Origin of the sequence: Rhizobium sp. BK049, from assembly GCF_014193135.1 — a bacterium.
In the GTDB taxonomy this organism is placed as follows: Bacteria; Pseudomonadota; Alphaproteobacteria; order Rhizobiales; family Rhizobiaceae; genus Rhizobium.
Window position 1 is genome coordinate 90,182 of the sequence record NZ_JACHYV010000004.1, and the last position, 20,286, is coordinate 110,467.

General features: G+C 59.3%; 20 protein-coding genes and 1 tRNA gene. 11 read left to right on the top strand and 10 right to left on the bottom strand.

The genetic code is table 11. The features are described from left to right. Nucleotides 1–9 precede the first annotated feature (9 nt). Nucleotides 10–1,251 carry a GNAT family N-acetyltransferase gene (locus FHT70_RS05655; RefSeq protein WP_097598397.1) on the top strand — a complete coding sequence of 414 codons (1,242 nt, stop codon included), beginning with the start codon at nucleotides 10–12 and terminating at the stop codon, nucleotides 1,249–1,251. Nucleotides 1,252–1,280: 29 nt separating this feature from the next. Here the strand turns inward: FHT70_RS05655 and FHT70_RS05660 are convergent, their stop codons facing one another. Beyond that, nucleotides 1,281–3,446, bottom strand: a complete 2,166-nt coding sequence (locus tag FHT70_RS05660; protein WP_183699479.1) for a Wzz/FepE/Etk N-terminal domain-containing protein — start codon at nucleotides 3,444–3,446, stop codon at nucleotides 1,281–1,283. 188 nt (nucleotides 3,447–3,634) lie between these two features. Here FHT70_RS05660 and FHT70_RS05665 point away from each other — a divergent pair, with 188 nt between their 5' ends. From FHT70_RS05665 to FHT70_RS05680, 4 genes are read left to right on the top strand one after another with little or no spacing between them, the layout of a single operon-like run. Then, nucleotides 3,635–4,210: a polysaccharide biosynthesis/export family protein gene (locus tag FHT70_RS05665; protein ID WP_183699481.1), complete on the top strand. Its 576-nt coding sequence runs from the start codon at nucleotides 3,635–3,637 to the stop codon at nucleotides 4,208–4,210. A 3-nt stretch (nucleotides 4,211–4,213) separates the two neighbouring features. Next, nucleotides 4,214–5,380, top strand: a complete 1,167-nt coding sequence (locus FHT70_RS05670; protein WP_183699483.1) for a glycosyltransferase — start codon at nucleotides 4,214–4,216, stop codon at nucleotides 5,378–5,380. Nucleotides 5,381–5,435: 55 nt separating this feature from the next. Further along, nucleotides 5,436–6,998, top strand: a complete 1,563-nt coding sequence (locus FHT70_RS05675) for an undecaprenyl-phosphate glucose phosphotransferase (protein ID WP_183699485.1) — start codon at nucleotides 5,436–5,438, stop codon at nucleotides 6,996–6,998. After that, nucleotides 6,995–8,239, top strand: coding sequence for an O-antigen ligase family protein (locus FHT70_RS05680; protein WP_097598402.1), 1,245 nt, complete (start codon nucleotides 6,995–6,997; stop codon nucleotides 8,237–8,239). Before FHT70_RS05675 ends, FHT70_RS05680 begins: the two co-directional genes overlap by 4 nt. 20 nt (nucleotides 8,240–8,259) lie before the next feature. On the opposite strand, the gene FHT70_RS05685 is transcribed toward FHT70_RS05680, so the two are convergent. The 3 genes from FHT70_RS05685 to FHT70_RS05695 form a co-directional block, all read right to left on the bottom strand. Next, nucleotides 8,260–9,093, bottom strand: a complete 834-nt coding sequence (locus tag FHT70_RS05685) for a carbohydrate ABC transporter permease (protein WP_183699487.1) — start codon at nucleotides 9,091–9,093, stop codon at nucleotides 8,260–8,262. A 12-nt stretch (nucleotides 9,094–9,105) separates the two neighbouring features. After that, the gene (locus FHT70_RS05690; RefSeq protein WP_183699489.1) at nucleotides 9,106–9,987 is read right to left on the bottom strand and encodes a sugar ABC transporter permease; all 882 of its coding nucleotides are present in this window, start codon (nucleotides 9,985–9,987) and stop codon (nucleotides 9,106–9,108) included. Nucleotides 9,988–10,112: 125 nt separating this feature from the next. Then, on the bottom strand, nucleotides 10,113–11,459 hold the full coding sequence (locus tag FHT70_RS05695; RefSeq protein ID WP_085777737.1) for an extracellular solute-binding protein: 1,347 nt from the start codon (nucleotides 11,457–11,459) through the stop codon (nucleotides 10,113–10,115). A 166-nt stretch (nucleotides 11,460–11,625) separates the two neighbouring features. Here FHT70_RS05695 and FHT70_RS05700 point away from each other — a divergent pair, with 166 nt between their 5' ends. After that, nucleotides 11,626–12,228, top strand: a complete 603-nt coding sequence (locus FHT70_RS05700; RefSeq protein WP_183699491.1) for a GNAT family N-acetyltransferase — start codon at nucleotides 11,626–11,628, stop codon at nucleotides 12,226–12,228. 32 nt (nucleotides 12,229–12,260) lie between these two features. On the opposite strand, the gene FHT70_RS05705 is transcribed toward FHT70_RS05700, so the two are convergent. Then, complete coding sequence (locus FHT70_RS05705; RefSeq protein ID WP_183699493.1) at nucleotides 12,261–14,018, bottom strand: glycogen debranching protein; 1,758 nt, start codon at nucleotides 14,016–14,018, stop codon at nucleotides 12,261–12,263. A gap of 359 nt (nucleotides 14,019–14,377) precedes the next feature. On the opposite strand from FHT70_RS05705, the gene FHT70_RS05710 reads away from it, so the two are divergent. Together FHT70_RS05710 and FHT70_RS05715 are read left to right on the top strand one after the other, a co-directional pair. Beyond that, the gene (locus tag FHT70_RS05710; RefSeq protein WP_183699495.1) at nucleotides 14,378–15,559 is read left to right on the top strand and encodes an ROK family transcriptional regulator; all 1,182 of its coding nucleotides are present in this window, start codon (nucleotides 14,378–14,380) and stop codon (nucleotides 15,557–15,559) included. Between the two features lie 70 nt (nucleotides 15,560–15,629). Further along, nucleotides 15,630–15,923 carry a helix-turn-helix domain-containing protein gene (locus FHT70_RS05715; protein WP_097598408.1) on the top strand — a complete coding sequence of 98 codons (294 nt, stop codon included), beginning with the start codon at nucleotides 15,630–15,632 and terminating at the stop codon, nucleotides 15,921–15,923. A gap of 54 nt (nucleotides 15,924–15,977) precedes the next feature. On the opposite strand, the gene FHT70_RS05720 is transcribed toward FHT70_RS05715, so the two are convergent. After that, nucleotides 15,978–16,190 (bottom strand): hypothetical protein, encoded by a 213-nt coding sequence (locus FHT70_RS05720; RefSeq protein ID WP_064801730.1) that lies wholly within the window; start codon nucleotides 16,188–16,190, stop codon nucleotides 15,978–15,980. Nucleotides 16,191–16,427: 237 nt separating this feature from the next. Between FHT70_RS05720 and FHT70_RS05725 the strand changes: the two genes are divergently transcribed. After that, nucleotides 16,428–16,607 (top strand): DUF982 domain-containing protein, encoded by a 180-nt coding sequence (locus tag FHT70_RS05725; protein ID WP_183699706.1) that lies wholly within the window; start codon nucleotides 16,428–16,430, stop codon nucleotides 16,605–16,607. An 80-nt stretch (nucleotides 16,608–16,687) separates the two neighbouring features. On the opposite strand, the gene FHT70_RS05730 is transcribed toward FHT70_RS05725, so the two are convergent. Then, nucleotides 16,688–16,909, bottom strand: coding sequence for a hypothetical protein (locus tag FHT70_RS05730; protein WP_097598409.1), 222 nt, complete (start codon nucleotides 16,907–16,909; stop codon nucleotides 16,688–16,690). Between the two features lie 541 nt (nucleotides 16,910–17,450). On the opposite strand from FHT70_RS05730, the gene FHT70_RS05735 reads away from it, so the two are divergent. After that, nucleotides 17,451–18,083 (top strand): class I SAM-dependent methyltransferase, encoded by a 633-nt coding sequence (locus FHT70_RS05735; RefSeq protein WP_085777731.1) that lies wholly within the window; start codon nucleotides 17,451–17,453, stop codon nucleotides 18,081–18,083. Nucleotides 18,084–18,164: 81 nt separating this feature from the next. Here FHT70_RS05735 and FHT70_RS05740 read toward each other — a convergent pair. Together FHT70_RS05740 and FHT70_RS05745 are read right to left on the bottom strand one after the other, a co-directional pair. Next, nucleotides 18,165–18,241 (bottom strand) — tRNA-Pro (locus FHT70_RS05740). After that, nucleotides 18,232–18,555, bottom strand: coding sequence for a hypothetical protein (locus FHT70_RS05745; RefSeq protein WP_176536257.1), 324 nt, complete (start codon nucleotides 18,553–18,555; stop codon nucleotides 18,232–18,234). The genes FHT70_RS05740 and FHT70_RS05745 overlap by 10 nt, the downstream gene beginning before the upstream one ends. A gap of 367 nt (nucleotides 18,556–18,922) precedes the next feature. Between FHT70_RS05745 and FHT70_RS05750 the strand changes: the two genes are divergently transcribed. After that, on the top strand, nucleotides 18,923–19,303 hold the full coding sequence (locus FHT70_RS05750; RefSeq protein WP_097598411.1) for a hypothetical protein: 381 nt from the start codon (nucleotides 18,923–18,925) through the stop codon (nucleotides 19,301–19,303). A 250-nt stretch (nucleotides 19,304–19,553) separates the two neighbouring features. Here the strand turns inward: FHT70_RS05750 and FHT70_RS05755 are convergent, their stop codons facing one another. Next, nucleotides 19,554–20,222, bottom strand: a complete 669-nt coding sequence (locus tag FHT70_RS05755) for an HAD family hydrolase (protein ID WP_097598412.1) — start codon at nucleotides 20,220–20,222, stop codon at nucleotides 19,554–19,556. Nucleotides 20,223–20,286: the final 64 nt, after the last annotated feature.

Sequence of the window (20,286 nt, forward strand, 5' to 3'; positions counted from 1 at the left end):
AGAGTTCCCGTGCAGACGCAAAAGCTCGATATTGATGAACAGTCGTCAGATGATGGCGCGCTGGCCGATATGGCGATCTCACGCCTACGCCAGGTGAGTATGAAACTTGCCATGGCAAAAATCGAGATCTCGGTTTTCGACGCGATGCAGCCACTGGAGGATGATTGGCGGGCTCTGGAGGTCGATGATCTCCATTCGCTTCATCAAAGTTATGATTGGTGCGCCGCCTGGGTCAATGCCTTTCAGCGGCCGCTGGTAATTCTCAAGGGCACCTATGCCGGCGAGACAGCCTTCATTCTGCCGATCGAGATTGTCAAATTCCGTGGATTGACCGTCGCAAAGTTCATCGCTGCCGATCACAGCAATATCAATACCGGTCTGTTCTCTGGCAATTTTGCCGAAAGTGGCGGCAGCATCGACGCGCAAAAGTTCGCGGCGCAGCTTCGGCAGGCCTTGAAGGGCCATGCAGATCTGCTGCTGCTGCAAAACGTCCCGCTTGAATGGCGCGGGCGGCAGACCCCGCTCACCGGGCTGCCGATGGTGCAGAACCAGAACCACGCCTATCAATTGCCGTTACTCTCCAATTTCGAGGAGACGCTGAAGCAGCTCAACGCCAAGAGCCGACGTAAGAAATTCCGCGTTCAGTCGAGGCGTCTGGAAGCAGCCGGGGGCGTCGACTACGTCATTCCACAAACATCGCAAGAGCAACACCACCTGCTCGACATCTTCTTCCGTTTGAAGAGTGCCCGCTTCGCGAGCCTTGGCCTGCCCGACGTCTTCGCCGATCGCGAAACTCAGGCCTTCCTGCACGGCCTCATCGACAAGCGAGATGATGCGAGACAATATTTCGCCCTGCAGATGCATGCGCTGCGGCTGAAGGGTGAAAATAAAGACGGGATCGCCGCGATATCAGGGATTTCGCGCAAGGGCGACCATGTCATATGCCAGTTCGGGGCGATCGACGAAGACCTTGTACCGGATACAAGCCCCGGCGAGTTCCTATATTGGCAGGCGATCGTAGGGCTGCATGGCAGAGGTGTCGCGCTGTTCGATTTCGGCCTCGGCGACCAGACCTATAAGCGTTCCTGGGCACCAGTGGAGACCGAGCATTATGACGTGGTCCTGCCGGTCTCGCCGTTCGGAGTCGCCGCAGGCGCCGCGCACCGGATCGTCACCCGTAGCAAGGCGCATATCAAGGCGCGTCCCAAACTCTATAAATTGGCCCAGGGCATCCGCGCACGGATCGGCTGAAATCGCTGAACACTTTCGCGCGACATGCTCTAGGCAGCCTGCCCGAGCTCCTGCTCGTCCGCTTGGCCGCCCGACATCAGCACGACGCGCTGATAGCCCGCCGCCTGGAACTCCGTCATCAGGGTAACGAAGATCGTCTCCTCTAGCTGCGGCAGGGAGAGGATAATTTCAACATCCCGGCTGCGCGTCAGCCGCGAGACGCCGGCGACATCGGCCGCACCGCATTCGACCACCACGACGTCGTAGGCGGCGGCGAGCGCATCGAGCAGCAGCGACAGCCGGTCGACACCGCGCATGGCGCGGCGCACGTCGCTCTGGCCCTGCGGGATCAGATGGGCATCGGAAAGCCGATCGCCATGGATCGTGTCGCCGAAGGCGGCCTCGCCGCACAGCAGATCGGTGACACCAAGAGCTGTCTGGTCCTCAGCCATCAGTTCTGTGGGATAGCCGGAGCCGGTCATATCAATCAGAATGACGCGGCGGCCGGCACCGGCGAGCATGCGCGTCAACGCAACAGTCGCCGCCGAACCGTTGTCACCAGCTGGAGATATGGCGATTGCCAGCGGCGCGCGGCTGCCCGTGAGGTAGTCCGCAACGGAGGCAATGGAAAATTCATTGTCGTCCTCCGGCGCCTCTGCGGCGGCCGCCGTTACTTCGATCCCGTCCTTTCCGTCATCCTCCGTGACAACGGCGAGCATGCTCGGCTGGACGGGCCTTCTGGCGGCCGGGGCGGCCTGCGCCACTTCCCTGTCTTCCGCGACCGTTTCCGCCTTGACTGCGTCACGGGACATATCGACGGCACGAAGCGCCCGACCGCTGAAGAGTTCGGCGAGCATGGTGACGATGGCGCTCAGGATCAGCGTCGCGACGGCGGCGACGACAACGATCGGCACCACCTTCGGGAAATAGGGATCGACCGGCTCGATTGCCCGGGAAACGATACGGGCGTCCGCCGGGCTGGAATTGCTGTCGGCGCGCGAGGCGGCCTCCCGGTAACGCACCAGATAGGTTTCGAGCAGCTGGCGCTGGGCGTTTGCCTCGCGCTCCAGCGCGTTGAGGCCAACCTCGTCTTCGCCGGCACGGGCGCTGTTGGCCTGAACCGCGTCCTTCTGGCGCTCGAGTTCGCTTGCGCGGAGGTCGGCAACCTTGGCCTCATTTTCGATGCTTGCGAGGATCTTCTGCGTCTCCTGGCGGATTTGGCCGCGAATATCGGAGAGCTGGGCGCGCAGGCTCTTCAGCCTCGGATGACTGTTGAGGAGGCTGGTTTGCAGATCCGATATTTGCGACTGCAAGCCCGATTCCGTCGCCTTCAGCCGCTGGATCGCCTGGGAAGACATGATGTCAGGCAGCGTATCGGAGGCTTCGCCCGATGACAGCGCATTGCGCACCGCCTGCGCCCTCGCCTCGGCATTGGCCTTGTCGCCCCGCACGCGGGTGAGTTCTGCGGAGATGTCATTAAGCTGCTGGGCGGGGAATGTGGTCGTGCCGTTCGTTTGCAGCAGACCGTGGTTGGTGCGATATTCGGCAACCTTCTTCTCGGCCTCGCTGACCTTCTGCCGCAGGTTTTCGATCTCCGGCTCGAGCCAGCGCGTTGCTTCCGAATTGGAGGCGAGCTTGGCGCCGCTCTGGGTGGAAAGGTAGACATTCGCCATGGCGTTCGGGATGGCGGCCGCGAGCTTCGGATCCTTCGACGTGAAATTGATGCCGATGACGCGCGAACCCGGCACTTGGTAGACCTGCAGCCGCTCGACGAAAGCGTCGATTACCCGTTCTTCCGGCGGGTTCTCGATCGGATTCTTCTTCAAATGCAGCTTCACCAGGATGCTGCTCATCGCCGAGCCGTTGGCGGCATCGTCGAATTCCGGCAGATTGTAGAGTTTCAGGTCGTTGATCACCTTCTTGAGGAGATCAGCCGATTGCAGGAGCTGCACCTGGCTGGCGATATTCAGCTCGTCCATCAGCGGCCCGGCGCCGGCTTCGTTCGCCTGCTGAGTGCTGGCGAAGGCCGGCGCGCGGGGTTCGATGAGGATGCGTGTTTCGCTGCGATATTGCGGCGAGATGATCTTGGCGCCGGCAAAGGCGACGCCGGCCGCCGCGAGCGTGATCGTCAAAATCCTGAGCCGGCGCGCCCAGACGGCGCGAACCAGCTGGCCGAGGTCGATGTCCACATCCTGATCACGCACTACGCCGGACATGCTCTTACTCCACAACAAACGTGCCGCAAGCGTAAACGACCATGGTAACGCAACGGTTAATGGTGATCCTGCCAAGAAATAGCGGCGATCGGCAAAGAACTGCGAATTGTCATACGCCTTTTACCCGGCATTAACCCTAACGGATCGATAACGGCTGCACCGAGTTCATTTTCTGTGAGCACAAGCGGATGTCTGTCGCCCCGCCCAATATCCTTTTGGCCCTGAGCCTTGCAGCCATCACGGCGGCATTGGGCGGATGCACGACGTATAAGCCGGCTCCGAAAGCCTTCAACGAGGCGACCATCCAGCCCTATACGCTTGATAGCGGCGACCGGCTGCGCATCACCGTGTTCGACCAGCAGAGCCTGACCAATACCTACACCGTCGATCAGGCCGGTTATATCGCCTTCCCCCTCATCGGTCAGGTCCCTGCCCGCGGCCGAACCCTGCAGCAACTTTCAGGGCAGATCGCCCAGAAACTGCAGCAGGGCTATCTTCGCGATCCCGATGTCACCATCGACGTCGACCGCTACCGTTCGATCTTCATCATGGGCGAAGTCGGGCAGCCTGGCCAATATGCCTATGTTCCGGGCATGACCGTACAGAATGCCATCGCCGTTGCCGGCGGCTTCTCCAGCCGCGCCAACCAAAGCATGGTCGACGTTACCCGCAAGATAAACGGACAGGTCCTGACCGGTCGCATCAGCATATCCGGCCCGATCATCGCCGGCGACACGATCTACGTTCGCGAACGGCTCTTCTGAGCAATGACAAGAGAGAGGCCGCTCCGCATTCTCCACTGCTTCAGGTCGCCGGTCGGCGGAATTTTCCGCCATGTCCGCGATCTGGTCGAGGAGCACAGCAAGGCGGGCCATCACATCGGCATCCTTTGCGACAGCTCGACCGGCGGCGAGCACGAGGACAGACTGTTCGACGATATCCGCCCATATCTGTCGCTCGGCCTGACGCGCGTGCCGATCCGCCGCTCGGTCAGCCCGTCCGATATCGCGACGATGTGGGATACGTACAAGAAGATTAAAAGTTTGCGGCCGGATGTGCTGCACGGGCACGGCGCCAAGGGCGGCGTGCTCGCGCGACTTGCCGGCTCAGCCCTGCGGGTGAACAGGTATCGCGTAGCCCGCCTCTATACCGCGCATGGCGGAAGCCTGCATTATTCGCGCTCCTCATTCACAGGACAGTTCGTCCTCAGGATGGAGCGCCTGCTGGAATATTTCACCGATGCGCTGGTCTTCATCTGCGAATACGAGCGCGACACCTATACCCGTAAGGTGGGCAAGCCGCGGACGAAGACGAAACTGATCTATAACGGCATCGGAGAGCGCGAATTCGAGCCGATCCACACCCGGTCGGATGCCGTGCATTTCATTTATGTCGGAATGCTTCGGGACCTCAAGGGTCCCGATCTGTTTGTCGATGCCTTCGCCAAGACCGAGCGGCTGCTCGGCAGGCCCCTTTCGGCGCTGATGATCGGCGACGGACCTGACCGGGACCGCTACCGCGAGATGATGATCGAGCGCGGCCTCGGCAAACGGATCGGCATGCTGCCGGCAATGCGTATCCACGAAGCCTTTGCCATGGCGCAAAATCTCGTCGTCCCCTCTCGCGCCGAAGCCATGCCCTATATCGTGCTCGAAGGGCTGGGAGCCGGCAAGACGATCATCGCCAGCCGCGTCGGCGGCATTCCCGAGGTGCTCGGCAAGGACAGTCCGGCTCTTGTCGAGCCAGGCAATTCCGACGATCTCGCCCGCGTCATGGCGGAAGCCCTCAGCACGCCGGGCTGGCACGCCAGAACAATGCCGTCGCATGAGGCGGTAAAGGCCGTGTTTTCCTCCACGGTGATGGCTCAGGATGTGCTGAAGCTGTACCATGAACTCGTCAATCCCGCCGGACAGGCAGTGTCGGTCGCCCTGTAAATATTTCTTAGGGGCTTTCTGGTATTCGCTTGCTGACAACGAGCGATAAAACCCCATGAACAAATTGGAAAAGAGCGATCAATTCGACGTGGAAGCGCTGCGCAAGCAAATTTCCGACATCGAGGCGCGCCGCAACGCAGGTCAGGCGCACTCCGCCGAACCGGTCGAAATCAATCCTTATGCCCGGCAGATCGCCGAACAGTTCCGCGACGGTACCCGTTCGCCTGTCATTATTATCGGTCAATTGCGGCTGCTGGAATTCCTGGCGCTCTTTTTGATTGCCCTGATCGTCCACTACTTCTGGCCGGGCGACGGCAGCGATCCCCTGCTGGTGCGGGCAGGCATGGCCGCGATCGCTTCGGCCTCGACCGTCATCGTCCTGCAACTTGCCGACACCTACACCATTCCCGCACTCCGGGCGAAGCTGCGGCTGATGCCCCGTATTCTCGTCTCCTGGACGATCGCGCTTGCCCTTACCATCGGCCTGTTCACGCTCATCCGCGGCACGACATGGGCGATGGCCGATGTCTATGTTCCCTGGTTTGCCGCCGGGGTGCTGTTTCTCTCTGCCGAGCGTTTCCTTGTCGCCTACGGCATCCGCAATTGGGCGCGCAACGGCATCATGGAGCGGCGCGCCGTCATCGTCGGCGGCGGCGAACCGGCCAAGGAGCTGATCCGCATCCTCGAACAACAGGCCGACAACGACATCCGCATCTGCGGCATCTTCGACGACCGCGGCGAAAAACGCTCGCCGATCATGGTCGCCGGTTACCCGAAGCTCGGCACAGTGGCGGAACTCGTCGAATTCGTGCGGCTGACGCGCATCGACATGCTGATCATCGCCCTGCCACTTTCGGCTGAGGCGCGTATCTTCGATCTCCTGAAGAAGCTCTGGGTCCTGCCGGTCGATATCCGGCTTGCGGCGCACGCCAACCGCCTGCGCTTCCGGCCACGCGCCTATTCGCATGTCGGCGCTGTTCCGATGCTCGACATTTTCAAGATGCCGATCCGCGACTGGGATTCCGTCGCCAAACGTGGCTTCGACATCTTTTTCACTCTGGTCGCGCTTGCGCTGCTCTGGCCGCTGATGGCCGCAACCGCGGTCGCCATCAAGGCGACCTCGGAAGGCCCCGTCTTCTTCATGCAGAAGCGTCACGGCTTCAACAACGAAGTCATCAACGTCTTCAAGTTTCGCTCGATGTACACAAACATGGCCGATCCTACGGGCAAGGCCGCGGTGACCAAGGGCGACCCGCGTGTCACTCGCGTCGGAAGGTTCATCCGCAAAACCTCGATCGACGAGCTGCCGCAGCTTTTCAACGTGCTGCGGGGAGATCTCTCGCTGATCGGTCCGCGTCCGCATGCGGTTCTTGCCCAGGCGCGCGACCGCGCCTTTGCCGATGTCGTCGAAGGTTATTTCGCCCGCCACCGCGTCAAGCCGGGCGTTACCGGTTGGGCGCAGATCAACGGCTGGCGCGGCGAGGTCGACAATGACGAGAAGATCAAGTTCCGCACGGCCTACGACCTCTATTACATCGAGAACTGGTCGCTCTGGTTCGATCTCAAAATCCTATTCCTGACGCCGATCCGGCTGCTCAACACGGAAAACGCCTATTGAGCGCGGTCGAGGCGACATATTCGCGTGTCGCCCAGCCGCAACGGGCGGCGCTGGGGCTCATCGGCTCGGCCTTCGTTGCCTTTGGCGTTTTCCTCTCCGGGTTTGTCATCGATGAGCCGGCGCCTTATGAACTCTGGATGGCGGTGCTGATTGGCCTCTGGTTCATCCTGGGCCTCAGAATTTCGCGCAGCGTTGCGCCGTTGCTTGCCCTGCTGCTCACTTTCAATATCGGCGGCATGCTGTCGCTGACCCAGATGAAGGACCTCGCAACGGCACCGATGTATATTGCCGTCTCGACGTTCCTGGCGCTGACCGCGGTTTTCTACGCGGCGATCATCGAGGACAGCCATAAGCGGCTGCCGCTGATCTTCAACGCCTGGACCATGGCTGCCGTCGTCACGTCGGCGCTCGGCGTGCTCGGCTATTTCCACGCCTTTCCGGGCTCGGAAGTATTTACTCTTTATGATCGCGCCAAAGGCGCGTTCCAGGATCCGAACGTCTTCGGCCCGTTCCTGGTGCCGCCGTCGCTCCATCTCGTCCACGGCATTCTGGTCGGCGATCTGAAGAAATCGCCGTTGAAGGCGGCGGCCCTTCTCGTGATTGCCCTCGGCATATTTCTCTCCTTTTCCCGCGCCGCCTGGGGTCTCTTTGCGCTCGGCGTCATGCTGTTGATTTTCATCATGCTGCTGAAGGAGCGCAGCGGCGCCTTCCGCTTGCGAGTGCTGATCCTGTCGCTGGCCGCGATCATCTTGCTGGTCGCATCGCTGCTCGTGGCGCTGCAGATCCCAAAGGTCGCGGAGTTGTTTTCGACACGCGCCCAGCTTGTGCAGCAGTATGACGGCGAACATCTCGGCCGTTTCGAGCGCCACAGGATCGGTTTCACCATGATGATGGAGCGCCCGCTCGGCATCGGCCCGCTCGTGTTCGGCACGATGTTTCCCGAGGACGAGCATAACATCTGGCTGAAGTCGCTCACCTCCTATGGCTGGCTCGGCTTCGTCAGCTATGTCGGAATGCTCCTCTGGACGCTCATCCTGGGTTTCCGGAACCTGCTTCACGACCGGCCCTGGCAACCCTTCCTGATGATTGCCTGGATCTCCGTTCTCGGCCACGCGGCGATCGGCAACGTCATCGACATTGACCACTGGCGCCATGTCTATCTGCTCTTCGGCACGGTCTGGGGCTGCGCGGCGCTGGAAGTGCGCCACAGGCGAGGCCGAACTCCCAAAGGAACGGCGTAGTCTGCCGCCTGATCACGGGCCTATTTCGTCGCGCCTGCCGTCAGGCCGGCAATAAACCGCCGCTGGAAAACGAGATAGGTCAGGATTAGCGGGGCGATGACAATGACGGCCCCGGCGGTCAGAACCGGCGTGTTGACGGTATAGCGCCCCTGGAAAAACAGCATACCGAGGGGCAGCGTCCGATAGGCGTCGTCATTCACCAAAATGAACGGAATCAGAAACTCATTCCAGGTCCAGATGAAGAGGAACAGCGCCAGTGTCGACATCGCCGGCACCATCAGCGGTACGACGATCTTGCGTAAAATATAGAATCGCCCCGCGCCATCGAGGACGGCCGCTTCCAGAATTTCTTCCGGCAATTGCTGCATCGCGCTGGCAAGAAAGATCGTCGAGAATGGTATCGACATCGCGATCTGCGGCACGATGACGGCCGCATAGGTGTTGATCAACCCAAGATACCGCATTTCATAATAAAGCGGGATGATGAAGGCCTCCGCCGGCACCATCATGCCGAGTGTCAGGATAGCGAACAGGGTGCGCCTTAGCGGAAAGGACAGATAAGCGAAGGCAAAACCCGTCAGCAGGCCCAGAAGGACGCTTGCCACAACGACAGGAATGACAACGATGATCGAATTCCAGAAGTAGATGTTGAAATGCCCGGCGTTCCAGGCATCGAGGTAATTTTCGAAATGCGGATAGGCCGGCAGCGCGAATGCGCCCTGCAGAACGTCGGCCTTGCTCTTGATCGAGGTCAGCAGCAGAAGCAGGAACGGCGTGATCGTTACAGCTGCAAGAAGCCAGAGGACAAGGCGAAGAAAGAGCGGGGCGGCGGGAATGTTGGACTTACGGCTCATCAAGCCATTCCTTTACTTTTTCGAGCCCACCAGCCGGTGAATTGCAAAATTGATTGCGAATGTCAGCAGCGCGCCGACAATGGCGATGGCCGCAGCCGCGCCGAACCGATTGAGCTCGAAACCGAGCTGATACATGTAGATATTCGGTACGAGCGTGGCGTTGGCGGGTCCGCCGCGGGTCATTGTAAAAATCAGGTCGAAGCTTTTGATCGAGGCGATGACCGTCAGCAGCAAAACCACCCTGATCTCCGGCATGAGAAGCGGCAGGGTTATCCAGAAAAACGTCTTTCGCGCCGAAGCGCCATCGACTTTGGCAGCATCAAAGAGCGATGGATCGATGCGCTGAATTCCCGTGAGGAAAATGACCATGCAGAAACCGAAGAAATACCAGGTGGCAACGATCCCGACCGCGGGAAGCACGAAGTTGAAATCTCCCAGCCAAGGGAGTGCGAACATGCCTAAGCCCACTGCTCTCAGAAACTGGTTGAACGGGCCGAATGCAGGATTGTAGAGCCATGCCCAGATGATGCCCAACACGGCAGTCGGCATGATATATGGGAGGAACAGGAATGTCCGCAGAGCGAGCTGTTCCCGTTGCTTCAGATTCCAGACGCAGGCGGCAAGACCTATGCCGAGCCCGAGCGGCAGGACGCAGTAGAATATCATCAGCTCGGCATTGTTGCGCAAGGCGATGTAAAAACGATCATCGGAAAAGAGATCGATGTAATTGCCGAGGCCAACCCATTTGGGCACGGTCAAGCCATCCCAACTGGTCAGGCTCAACCCCAGAGCCGCGACAATCGGCCCGAAGACAAAGGCCGCGTAAAGCAGCAATCCGGGGAAGAGATAGATCCAATTGGTATGTTCGGAGCCATCAAGTGGGGAGCGCTTCATTCCGGTACTCCATGAAGCCAAAGCTATGGTCGTCGTGCAGCAAGCCTGAGATCGCGGCGCTGATTTCTTGAAATGATGTCGACGGGACGCAGGCCGCGGAAGGTCGCGGCCTGCGTCCGCGCCATTTATTTCTGACCCTTCAGGTAAGCCTGATAATCCTTGTCCATGGCATCGACAAAGGCTTCAGGCGTGATCTTGCCGGACAGGAGAAGCGGCGTGTTATCGTCGATTGTCTTCAACATCGTCGGGCTCGACCAATCGGGATAGTGGCCGAGAGCATCATTGGCGTTGAGCGTCTTCCACATCTCGATGCCGGCGCTCAGCAGCGGCGTGAGCTTGGGCTTCGCATCCGCCGCAAGCGACGTTGCCGGAAGATAGCTGGCATTGGCCCAGGTTTCGGCAGCCTTTTCCGAAACCATGTAGTCGATATATTCACCGGCCAGGTCCTGCGTTTTCTGATCTTTGGCAAGGCTCGTTATCGCCCAGGCAAGATCCACGCCGCCGACGCTCAGCGGCTTGGTAATGCCTTTCGGGGCAGGAATGGCCATGAAGCCTATATCCTGGTTGTGCTGCATATCACCGAAATACCAGGTTCCCGAGATCAGGAATGCGCCCTGCCCTGATATGAAAAGCTGGACGGCGTCGTCACCCGAAATGCCCTCGAAACCGGGATAGAAATAGCCGCCCTGCGCCCACTTCTGCACCAGTTTTGCGGATTCGATGTTGCCCTTGGTGTTCCAGGAGCCTCCCCTGCCATAGATCAGATCATCAAGCTCGGCGCGATTGCTTGCGTCGATATGGGCTTGATCGATGGCGCCAATCATGTGCAGGGCCAGATGCTGCTTTGCGCTGCCCATCATGAATGGCGCAACGCCCTTTTCCTTCAGCTTGTCGAGATCGGCCAGGAGTTCCTCGAAAGTCTTCGGCAGCGCTATGCCGGCATCGTCGAGGATCTTCTTGTTGTAGTATAGGCCGACGATCTCGGCGAGGCCTGATATGCCGTAGGTCTTACCGACGCCAAACTTTGGCCCATCCCAGCGATCTCGCGCCAGCACGGAATCGGACTGCCGCTTATCCCAGCTGTATTTCTTGATGTAGTCGTCAACCGGCAGGAGCAGTCCTTCCTTGACCATCGCGCCCATATCGCCGGCGCCCTGGTTGACTTTCGTGACGACCGGGCCGTTGCCTGCCGAAACCGCAAGCTTCAGCGTCAACTTCATGTCATCGAATGTGCGGGCGGTACGCTTGATCGTAACGCCGGGATGCGCAGCCTCGAAGTCCTTGTTCAGTTGCTCGATGACCGCACTCTGACCTTCATAAGTCTGGTCGTCCCATACAGCCAGATCGTCAGCGCGCGCCGCCGCCGAAAGGCTGAAGCTTACAAGCGCAGCGCCGGTCAGCGCGACAGCTGCCTTCCATTGGCTTGCCGACAGAATGTTGATCGATTTCACGCTACTTCTCCTCTGTTCCACCTTTATTCGGTTTATTCTCCACTCCCCGTTCAGGCCGGGCGCCACGCACCGGCCGAACGTTTTCTTCCCTCAGAGCTTTGCCGGGCTGGCGAATCTGAGGTAATCATCAATGCATCAGCCTTCTCGCGGCCTGAAATGACAAAGCCCCGCAGGAGGTGGCAATGTGATGGACACCAATTGCTTCATCCGTCCGGCGATTGATGCGGATATCGACGCCCTTTTCGACATCTGCCTGAAAACCGCGAATGGCGGAGACGATGCGAGCGCGCTTTACAGCGACCCGCATCTGCCCGGCTACATCTGGTCGGTACCCTATCTCAAATTCGCCAAAGACTTCGCCTTTGTTCTCGTCCAGAACGACCGCCCGGTCGGCTATGTCGTCGGCACTCCGGATACCAGCGCGTTCGACAGAGACTTGCAGGCGAACTGGTGGCCGTTCGTGCGCCGGGAGATCGCGGGACTGACGCCCGCCCTTCCGCGCGACGCCGACGTGATCGAGCGAATTCACAATCCCCGCAGCGGAACGGCGTGGCTTCAAGACAAGTACCCCGCGCATCTCCACATCAATATTCTTCCCGGGCGTCAGGCAGCCGGCTGGGGACGCAGGATGATCAGCACCGAGCTTCAGGCGCTCAAGGATCATGGGGTCGGAGCTGTACATCTCGGCGTCGATCCGAACAACGAACGCGCCAGGGGCTTCTACCGCCACCTCGGCTTTTCGGAATTCGAACGGGATGGCGGCGTCGCCTTCGCAATGCTGATCGATTAGGGATTCGGCTAGAGCCGACGACGCCGTAGAGTTCATGACATCGGCTCCGCATTTGCGGCGTCCAGCCCATATTTGAGAACCACCGCCGCCGGCATGGCGCTCCAGCCCTGGAGCAGCGAGCCGCGCCCGTAAGGCGGCGAGAAATATTCCACCGCGCCGATCCAGCCGTTGTCGAGGCAGGTTTCCCACCAGCGCGTCAATGCGTAGCGCGCGCCTCCAAGTCCGTGGCGAAGGCGTTCTTCGGCGTAGGCGCCGTCCCAATAAGGCCAGTCCGAGCCGTTATGGTAGCGGTAGGGAAAGGCGGTCTTGGATCGCAAATCACTTTGCCGCTTGAATGGTGGATAGGCGCACATCACACCCCAACTGCCATAGGGCTGTTCCTGATTGTTACGCGTTTCCAGTCTGGTTTCAAACGCTCTCAGGAGACCGACAGCCTTCTCCTCTGAAATAGCACTAAATCGCGACAAGGTCAGGCTGTCGAGAGCCAGATGATCCTCGACAAAAGAGCCAGGCGTTCCGTAGTCGAGATATCCTCCCGTTGCCGGCACGAAGAGCCTGGCTTCGATTTCCCGGCGAGCAAGCATTGCGGTTTTGCGCGCATGTTCGGCAAGGCTCGCATCGTGCCCCTCGCCCAGTCTCGCCACCGCATCCATCGCGCCGACGAAGAGGCCGAGATCATAGGAGACAAGGCCGTCACGGAAGACATTGTCGGCCCAATCTCGGTCGTTGCGCGGCTTCAGCGGCAGAACGCTGTCGGGACCGGCCAGACTGACATAGCGATCCATGATCGCCCTCACTGTCGGCCAATGAAACTGCACCTCGGCCACGTCTTTCGTAACGCCGAAATAATCATCCAGAAAAAGAATGAAGAAAAGCGGACTGTCGAAGTGGTCGCTCCACCAATCCTGCGAACGATTATGATACTCCGGAACTGCTCTTTTGTGGTTTTTGGGATTGGCCTTGCAGTCAGCGACGAAGCTCTGCCAGGCATCTGATTGCGCCGGTCCCGTCAGAATAACGCCGCTCGGGGCCTCTCCGTCGGGCTGGATTCCCTTGGCGAGCAGCCGGATCTCGTCGCGCACCGCCTCCGGAGCAAGCGTCAGAAGAGGCTGCATCGTCCAATAGCCATCGCGGTAATAGGTCCGCGCCGGAGCGCTATAGGCCTGTCCGGCGGCAAGGCCGGCGAAGGCGCCGTTTTCGTCGCGCCTTATGCTGGAAAGGGCCGCATGTATGCCCTGGCTGACCATGCTGCGCATCAGCGGGTCGGCCTCAGGCATCATGTCGCAACGCGCCACATATTCCTCGGCTTCGGTGATAATGGCTTCACTGGTGAGATCGAGCGCTCTCTCGGCTTCATTTCTCGAGGCACCGCCGGCAATCCGCAGATCGGACTCTTGAGCTTCCACGATAAGGGCGCCCCAGCCCATTTCGAAAATCTGCCGATGGCCGCTGCGGGACACCTTCGCTTTCGCGTCTCGCCCATCAGGCTCGTGCCACCAGGCGCAACGGCGCGCTGGATAGACGCCCTGCAGGCTCACTCCTTTGATCAGCATCACCGGCAGCGACTGCGCGACGAAAACACCGCCCTGTTTCGAGACGAGCCGGTTCGGAGCGTAACTATATGGGCCGGCGATCGGAGAAAACCGCACGCGCCCCAAGCTGCCGGCACCCCAAAGGGCAAGATCGGCATATCCGTCCGGATGAACATCCGCCTGAAGGCGTGGCGCCATTATAGGTAGCAATACGCCGGCGTCGGCTGAAAGCTGTCCATCCGTCGAGGGCTTTATCATACACAGGTCCCCGACAGCCGCGTTGAGGAACCCGTAGAACGCGAAACGGAGAAACAGCCGAACCAGCCTGAGCCGATTCCTCTTCGGGCGATCTTGGCGCGTGCGCGCTGACCCAGACAATATGTATGGTGCATACTTGTCCACGACCCTCTTCAATCGCGCATGTGATTACGCGTTGATCCCCAGCCTACAGGCGGCTCCTCTTTTGTCAAGGACGTAGACAAATTGTCGACTTCCGTGTACTGAACTCGGCTAACGAAACGAGGGTTGAGGACTAAACCCGCCATTTCGCGATGGTTGAGAACCGGACCGACCTTACATTAGGGATACACCTCGAACTAATTGGAACGAGCAGCCGGATGGCAACGACCTCTTCTATCGTACAGACTCCCATCGCACGAAAAATCTCGACCAACGCGGTGATCCGGACCGTGTTGGCCAAGGGGAAGATCTCTCGCGCCGATATTGCCAAGCTGACCGGCTTATCGAAACAGACGATTTCCGATGTCGTGCGCGATCTTGAGGATGAAGGGTGGCTGAAAGCTGTCGGGCAGACCGATGGTCGTCGCGGCCGGAATGCGATCATCTATGAAATCAACGCAAGCGCGGGCCTGGCTGTCTCCATCGATCTCGGAGGCACCAAGATCGCTGCGGCTATCTGCGATCTGTTGGGCAACGTCGTTGCGGAAACCAAAATGCCCACCGATCCACGCGGTGGACCGCATCTCGTCAACCAGTTCAGCGACCTGATCACTCAACTCGCACTTGCGGCAGGGACGACTGCCGACAAGCTGCGTCTCGTCGTTCTCGGCAGTCCCGGCGTTCTCGATCCGGCTACCGGACATATCAATGTGGCGCCGAATATTCCCGGCGTGGACGCGATGGATCTGCGGCAATCGTTCAGCGACAAGATGGGCATACCGGTGATCATCGAAAATGACGTCAACCTCGCCGCGCAAGGGGAGAGATGGCGGGGACACGGCGTCGATGTCGGCAATTTTGCTTTCGTGGCGCTTGGCACCGGCGTCGGCATGGGCATTATCGCCAATGGCGCGCTGTTGCGTGGTGCCCGTGGCGCGGCCGGCGAAATCGCCTATCTTCCACTCGGCGGCGATGCTTTTGATCCCGGCGGTTTTACACTGGGAACCTTCGAGAGCGCGGTCGGCAGCGTTGCGATGCTGCGGCGCTATACCGGTTTCGGCGGCCGCAACGCTTCTACCGTGGCCGACCTCTTCGCGGCGTTCAATGCAGGCGAAACGAGCGCTATCGCCGCAATCGAAGAAACGGCGAGGCTGGTGGCCATCGCTATTGCCGCCATCGGAGCAACTCTCGACCCCGAGCTGGTGATCACCGGCGGCAGCATTGGTGCAAGGCCGGAACTCGTAAACGCCATCCGCGGTTTTCTGCCGCGTTGCACCCCCTACCCGCCGCGCATCGAGATCAGCCGCTTCGGCAACCGCGCCGCCCTCATGGGAGGCATGGGGATCGCCGTCGAGCGCATGCATGACGATCTGTTCGGTGTAAAATTGCGGGAGGCTTGAACATTACGGCAGGTCGCAATCGGCCGCTGCGCCACTTGCGAAGCGCGGCAAATGCGCTAGATTTTGCGCCATGATCACAGCAACGCAGATACGCGGCGCGCGCGCCATGATCGGAATGAGCATCGAAGAGCTCGCCGCCGCAAGCGGCCTGCCGGTCGAGATCGTGACGGCGTTGGAAAAGGGCGAGTTTGAGGGGGAGCCGCATGCGCTGTTCGACGTGCGCAGTACCCTCGAGGCGCATGGCATCATCTTCCTGTCGAGCGGCAATCAAGATGAAGGCGGTCCCGGCATCCGGTTGCGGGCACGCACATCAACCGATGACGGCATCCGGCCGGAAAATCTCAATGCCGCCAATGATGACTGACCAGATCTATCCGTCAGGTTTCGCGGTCCCATCCTTTATTGCGGGAACCAGGTATCAGAGATAGGTCTTGGCAAGGTCGGCGAGTTTGCCGCCGTCTCTCACGCCCTGCCTGTAAAGCTGAATGATAACCGCACCGATCCTCTCGGCTTCCGGCGTCGTTCTGACCAGGCCGCGTTCGTCGCAGACCTTGTCGAGCACTTGCGAAAGCAGGTCGAGATCTTCCGAAAAGAGCGGTAGATCATGCGGATGAATTGATGATCGTAACATCACGCCGCACTTCCCTCCGAGGGCAAACGCCTACACGCTTGCATCGCCGGCCGCCCTCCGCAACCGGCAATGAAGTTATTATGCGTGAGGGTCCTAACTTTAGCAACTGCGCAAATTCCTGCGGAAGAAATTTTCCTCCCCGCGCGTGCAGCGTGTTTTGCAGGAGGGATCTGCGAATGCAACGTTGAGTAAAAAACACTTTCCCTCCCCGTCCAAGTCTTATCTCCAGCCACCAGCCTGATCGTTTCCACCGCCCGCGACGCCGTCGAATATCTGAACCGATGGCCGGGCAAGCGGGGGCGCGATTATCGCGTTGAGCTCCAATATTGTCCTGATGCGCTCGATCGGCTGCGCAGCCCGCACGCCACAGGAGTTTCCTTTGTCACAGCGGCGAAGGCCACAGGATTATCGGTGTGAGAGCGGCTCAGGCGTGTTGCGCTTTTTTCAAATTCGCTGTTCGCGGCTTGATCCTGATCCCGGCGTTGCCGTAACGTGCTTCAGCCCTTGCAGCGGCCGCCAGCGGCGATGAACGGCGGATCGATGAAGCCTTCGGTGATCACCTTAGCGGTCAGCTCCATCACTCGTTCCTCGGCAAGTTCGGCAAGCGCGAGGGCGACGTCGCCCTCCGACCAACCGGCCTTGACCGCCTCGTCCGACAGAGCTTGGAAAGCACCGGCAAGGGCCTGCCTGCAAGTTAGAGTCTGGTTCATATCCACCATGCGCTCGCACCAGGCAATCTCTGAGAGGAACAGTCCTAATCTACACATATTCGCAAAAATGCGAAACGCTAAAAGGTTCTCTGAAATTCAAAACCAAGCCTGTCGGCCTAAAACTCTGTACAGTCTTAACAAAATAGACAGCTTTTCGTCCGTCTATTGATGGGTTTCAAAAATAACCAGAAAAGCTATTTTTCGACCACTCCCGTCAAGGCAGCATTTCATCACATGATTTACTTCACGTGGTCAAAATCAAACCAGATAGACTGACGATTTTCTCCACCTGATGACATGGATCCGAAGTCCGGCCGTTTTCAGCATCTTCGCGTTCAACTGTCAATCAGCTCCGGGATATTCCCGCCGCGAGCATGACCATCACTCGCATCGTGGTGAAGAGGAGCTTAAAGCGGTTCGGCCGACGGGCATCGGAGGATGCGGCGAATGCCGACCGGCGTTGATCACCTTATTACCATAACGGCACCACACTGCCGTCAAAGTCCGCCGTACCATTGCCTCGGCACGTGCAATTTTTTCAGGAGGTAAAATGTCTATCGAACTGGACGCTACTACCTATGTTCACGCCAAGCCGACGACTGCTCATTCCTATATCCTGCCGACCGTTGTCGATGTTCTTGAAAACACTTTCCACGAGGCTAGCGAAACGGCGGTCTTTGATCTCGGCTGCGGCACCGGCGGCGCTGCCTCGGTGCTTGTGGAGAAAGGCTACGACGTCGTGGGCGTCGATCCGTCGGAGGACGGTATTGCGAAAGCGAAAGCGGTCCATCCCGATCTTCCGCTGGAAATCGGTTCCGGCTACGACGATCTTTCCAGCCGCTACGGGACCTTCGATGCGGTGATCAGCATAGAGGTGGTGGAGCATGTTTACGACCCGAAGGCTTTCTCGGCAACCATGTACGATCTGGTGAAACCGGGCGGCATTGCGGTCGTCTCGACGCCTTTTCACGGTTACTGGAAAAATCTGGCTTTGGCCGTAAGCGGAAAGATGGATGACCATTTCATGCCGCTCAAAGAGCATGGCCACATCAAATTCTGGTCCCCGGGGACGCTCAGCACGCTGCTGCTCGACACAGGTTTCGAAGACGTCGACTTCGAATATGTCGGAAGAATTCCGCTTCTGGCAAAATCGATGATTGCAATCGCGCAGAAACCGCACTGACGGCCCGTTCTCTACCGCAGCCACGCACGCGCTGCACTCACATTTATCGTGATGTTCTGACTGGGATTTCAAGGGGATAAATGGTCGGGGCGACTGGACTCGAACCAGCGACCCCTTGACCCCCAGTCAAGTGCGCTACCGGGCTGCGCTACGCCCCGACCTGCCGAAACGGCTTGATTGCTTTATGAAATCGGCCTTCATAGCGCAAGGGGAAAATGAGGGTCGTGGAATAAAAATAGAACGGAAGCCGTCGAAAAGCACAGATCGGCGCAAACAGTCCCCCGAAAGTCCCACGCGATGTTTCCGATGGCGAATTCGTTGACCACCCTTTCCATTTGAAACGCAAGGCGTGCTCAGCCTTCAATGACGGAGTCTCGTCGTCTGCAGTAGAAGCGAGCTCATTTGCAATCTGCGCCCGACCTTTGGCGATTGCAGCTTTCTTTTCATCAGCGATGGCTTTGACTACCGCCAACCGATGCTCGCGCTTGTGTCGTGCGACTGATGCGCCTACCGGAGTTACATTCACAAATCCAACGCGAGGTGTCGAGGTGGAAACCGGCGGTGCGGAGCATCATGTGCACGTGTTTCTCGCCGGTTCGCAAAACTTCGAATGCGAGTGGTATGCCAGGAAGAAGCTGTTTGCAGATAATGGCTCGGCTAAAGGCTATTGATCGCCAACAGACTCTTGATGTCGAAAAACAATCGCGAAACCGAGCCTGAAGTCCGATGTCACCACATGCGGACATGGTGGGGTTGTTTGATTCACCGCGGTCAGACCACCATTTGCTTTTGGTCTCACTGCTCTACCTCAATCGACAGAGACAGTGGAGGAAGTCGCAGTGCGTAAGCCGATCATATTGTTTGCCTTTGCCGCGTTCGCCCTACCCGCTGATGCGATGGCGCAGTCGCCTGAGCTCGAGGATACCTGCAAATCCGTGGCAAAGAGTTTCTTCATGACCGATCAGCTCGCTATCGGCACCGTGCAATCCTTTCCCGAGTTGAAGCCGCCGGGTGTCCGCATGTCCTATTCGACGCGGCAGGGAACCGCGCCGGCCGAAATGACCGACATATTCGAATGCGAGTTCGACAAGGCGGACAAGCCGCACAACCTGGCGGGCTTCTGCGTGTCGAGCACGTGCTATTCACCGAACGCCGATGACGGTGACCGCAAGCGCCGCTTCGACGAAATGCGCATTCTCCTCAACCGCGCTGAGAAATAGGACGGGCGCCGTGCTCGGCATGATGGCAATCCCGCCAGGCCGGACACTGCGCTTCGCTTCGAAGCGACGCCGGTAGCTGGGGTGCTGATCGACGCTAACATGGAGCACAGCGCCGAGGGCTGCACAGGACCACCCTGGTCGGGATCGCGACCGACTTTTTAAACCGAACTCAACCCACCGTTGCAAGTCAATCAGGCGGAAGTCTCTTACGTCAATATGATTCCACTGACATCAGTTCGCCCGGTAACGTTCAGATTGCGACGACCTTCAGCCGGCCTTCGGCGGTCTGGCGAGGCTGCCACGCCCGATAATTGGCAACCGAAAAATGCGGAGTTTCGAAAGGCGTGGCGTGGGTTTCGGTGACGACGGTGACATCGGCGCCGGCGGCCTCGCCGGCAAGAATGCCGGCAACTGCATCTTCGAAGACCAGGCAGTTCACGGGATCGACGCCGAGGCGATTTGCACCGAGCAGATAACCTTCTGGGCTCGGCTTGCCCGATTTGACAGTTTCACCGCTGATCATCACCTTTGGCATCGGAATGCCAGCTGCAGCCATGCGGCGCCTGGCGAGTTCGATCGGCGCCGAGGTGACGATCGCCCATCTGCCGTCGGGGATAGCGTTGAGGAAGCGGACGGCATCGGGGATTTCGACGATGCCGGCGACGTCCTCCATCTCCTCGGCCAGCAGCAGATCCGCCTCGTGCGCCGGATCAACACCCGGCAAGCCGAGGCCGCGGATCACGTCGGAGGCACGGATGCCGTGAATCGTTTTCAGGAAAACCTCCGGCTCGAAACCATGGCGTCTTGCCCATTCACTCCAGACGCGCTCGACGACGGCAATGGAATTCAGCAGCGTTCCGTCCATATCGAAGAGGAAGGCGTCATAGGATCTGTCGAGGACGTCGTGGTGACCGGACACGGGTGTTTCCTTGCGAGCACGAGGCAGCCCGGGCCTCTCCGGCAGGCGAGTAGCCGAGAGCGGC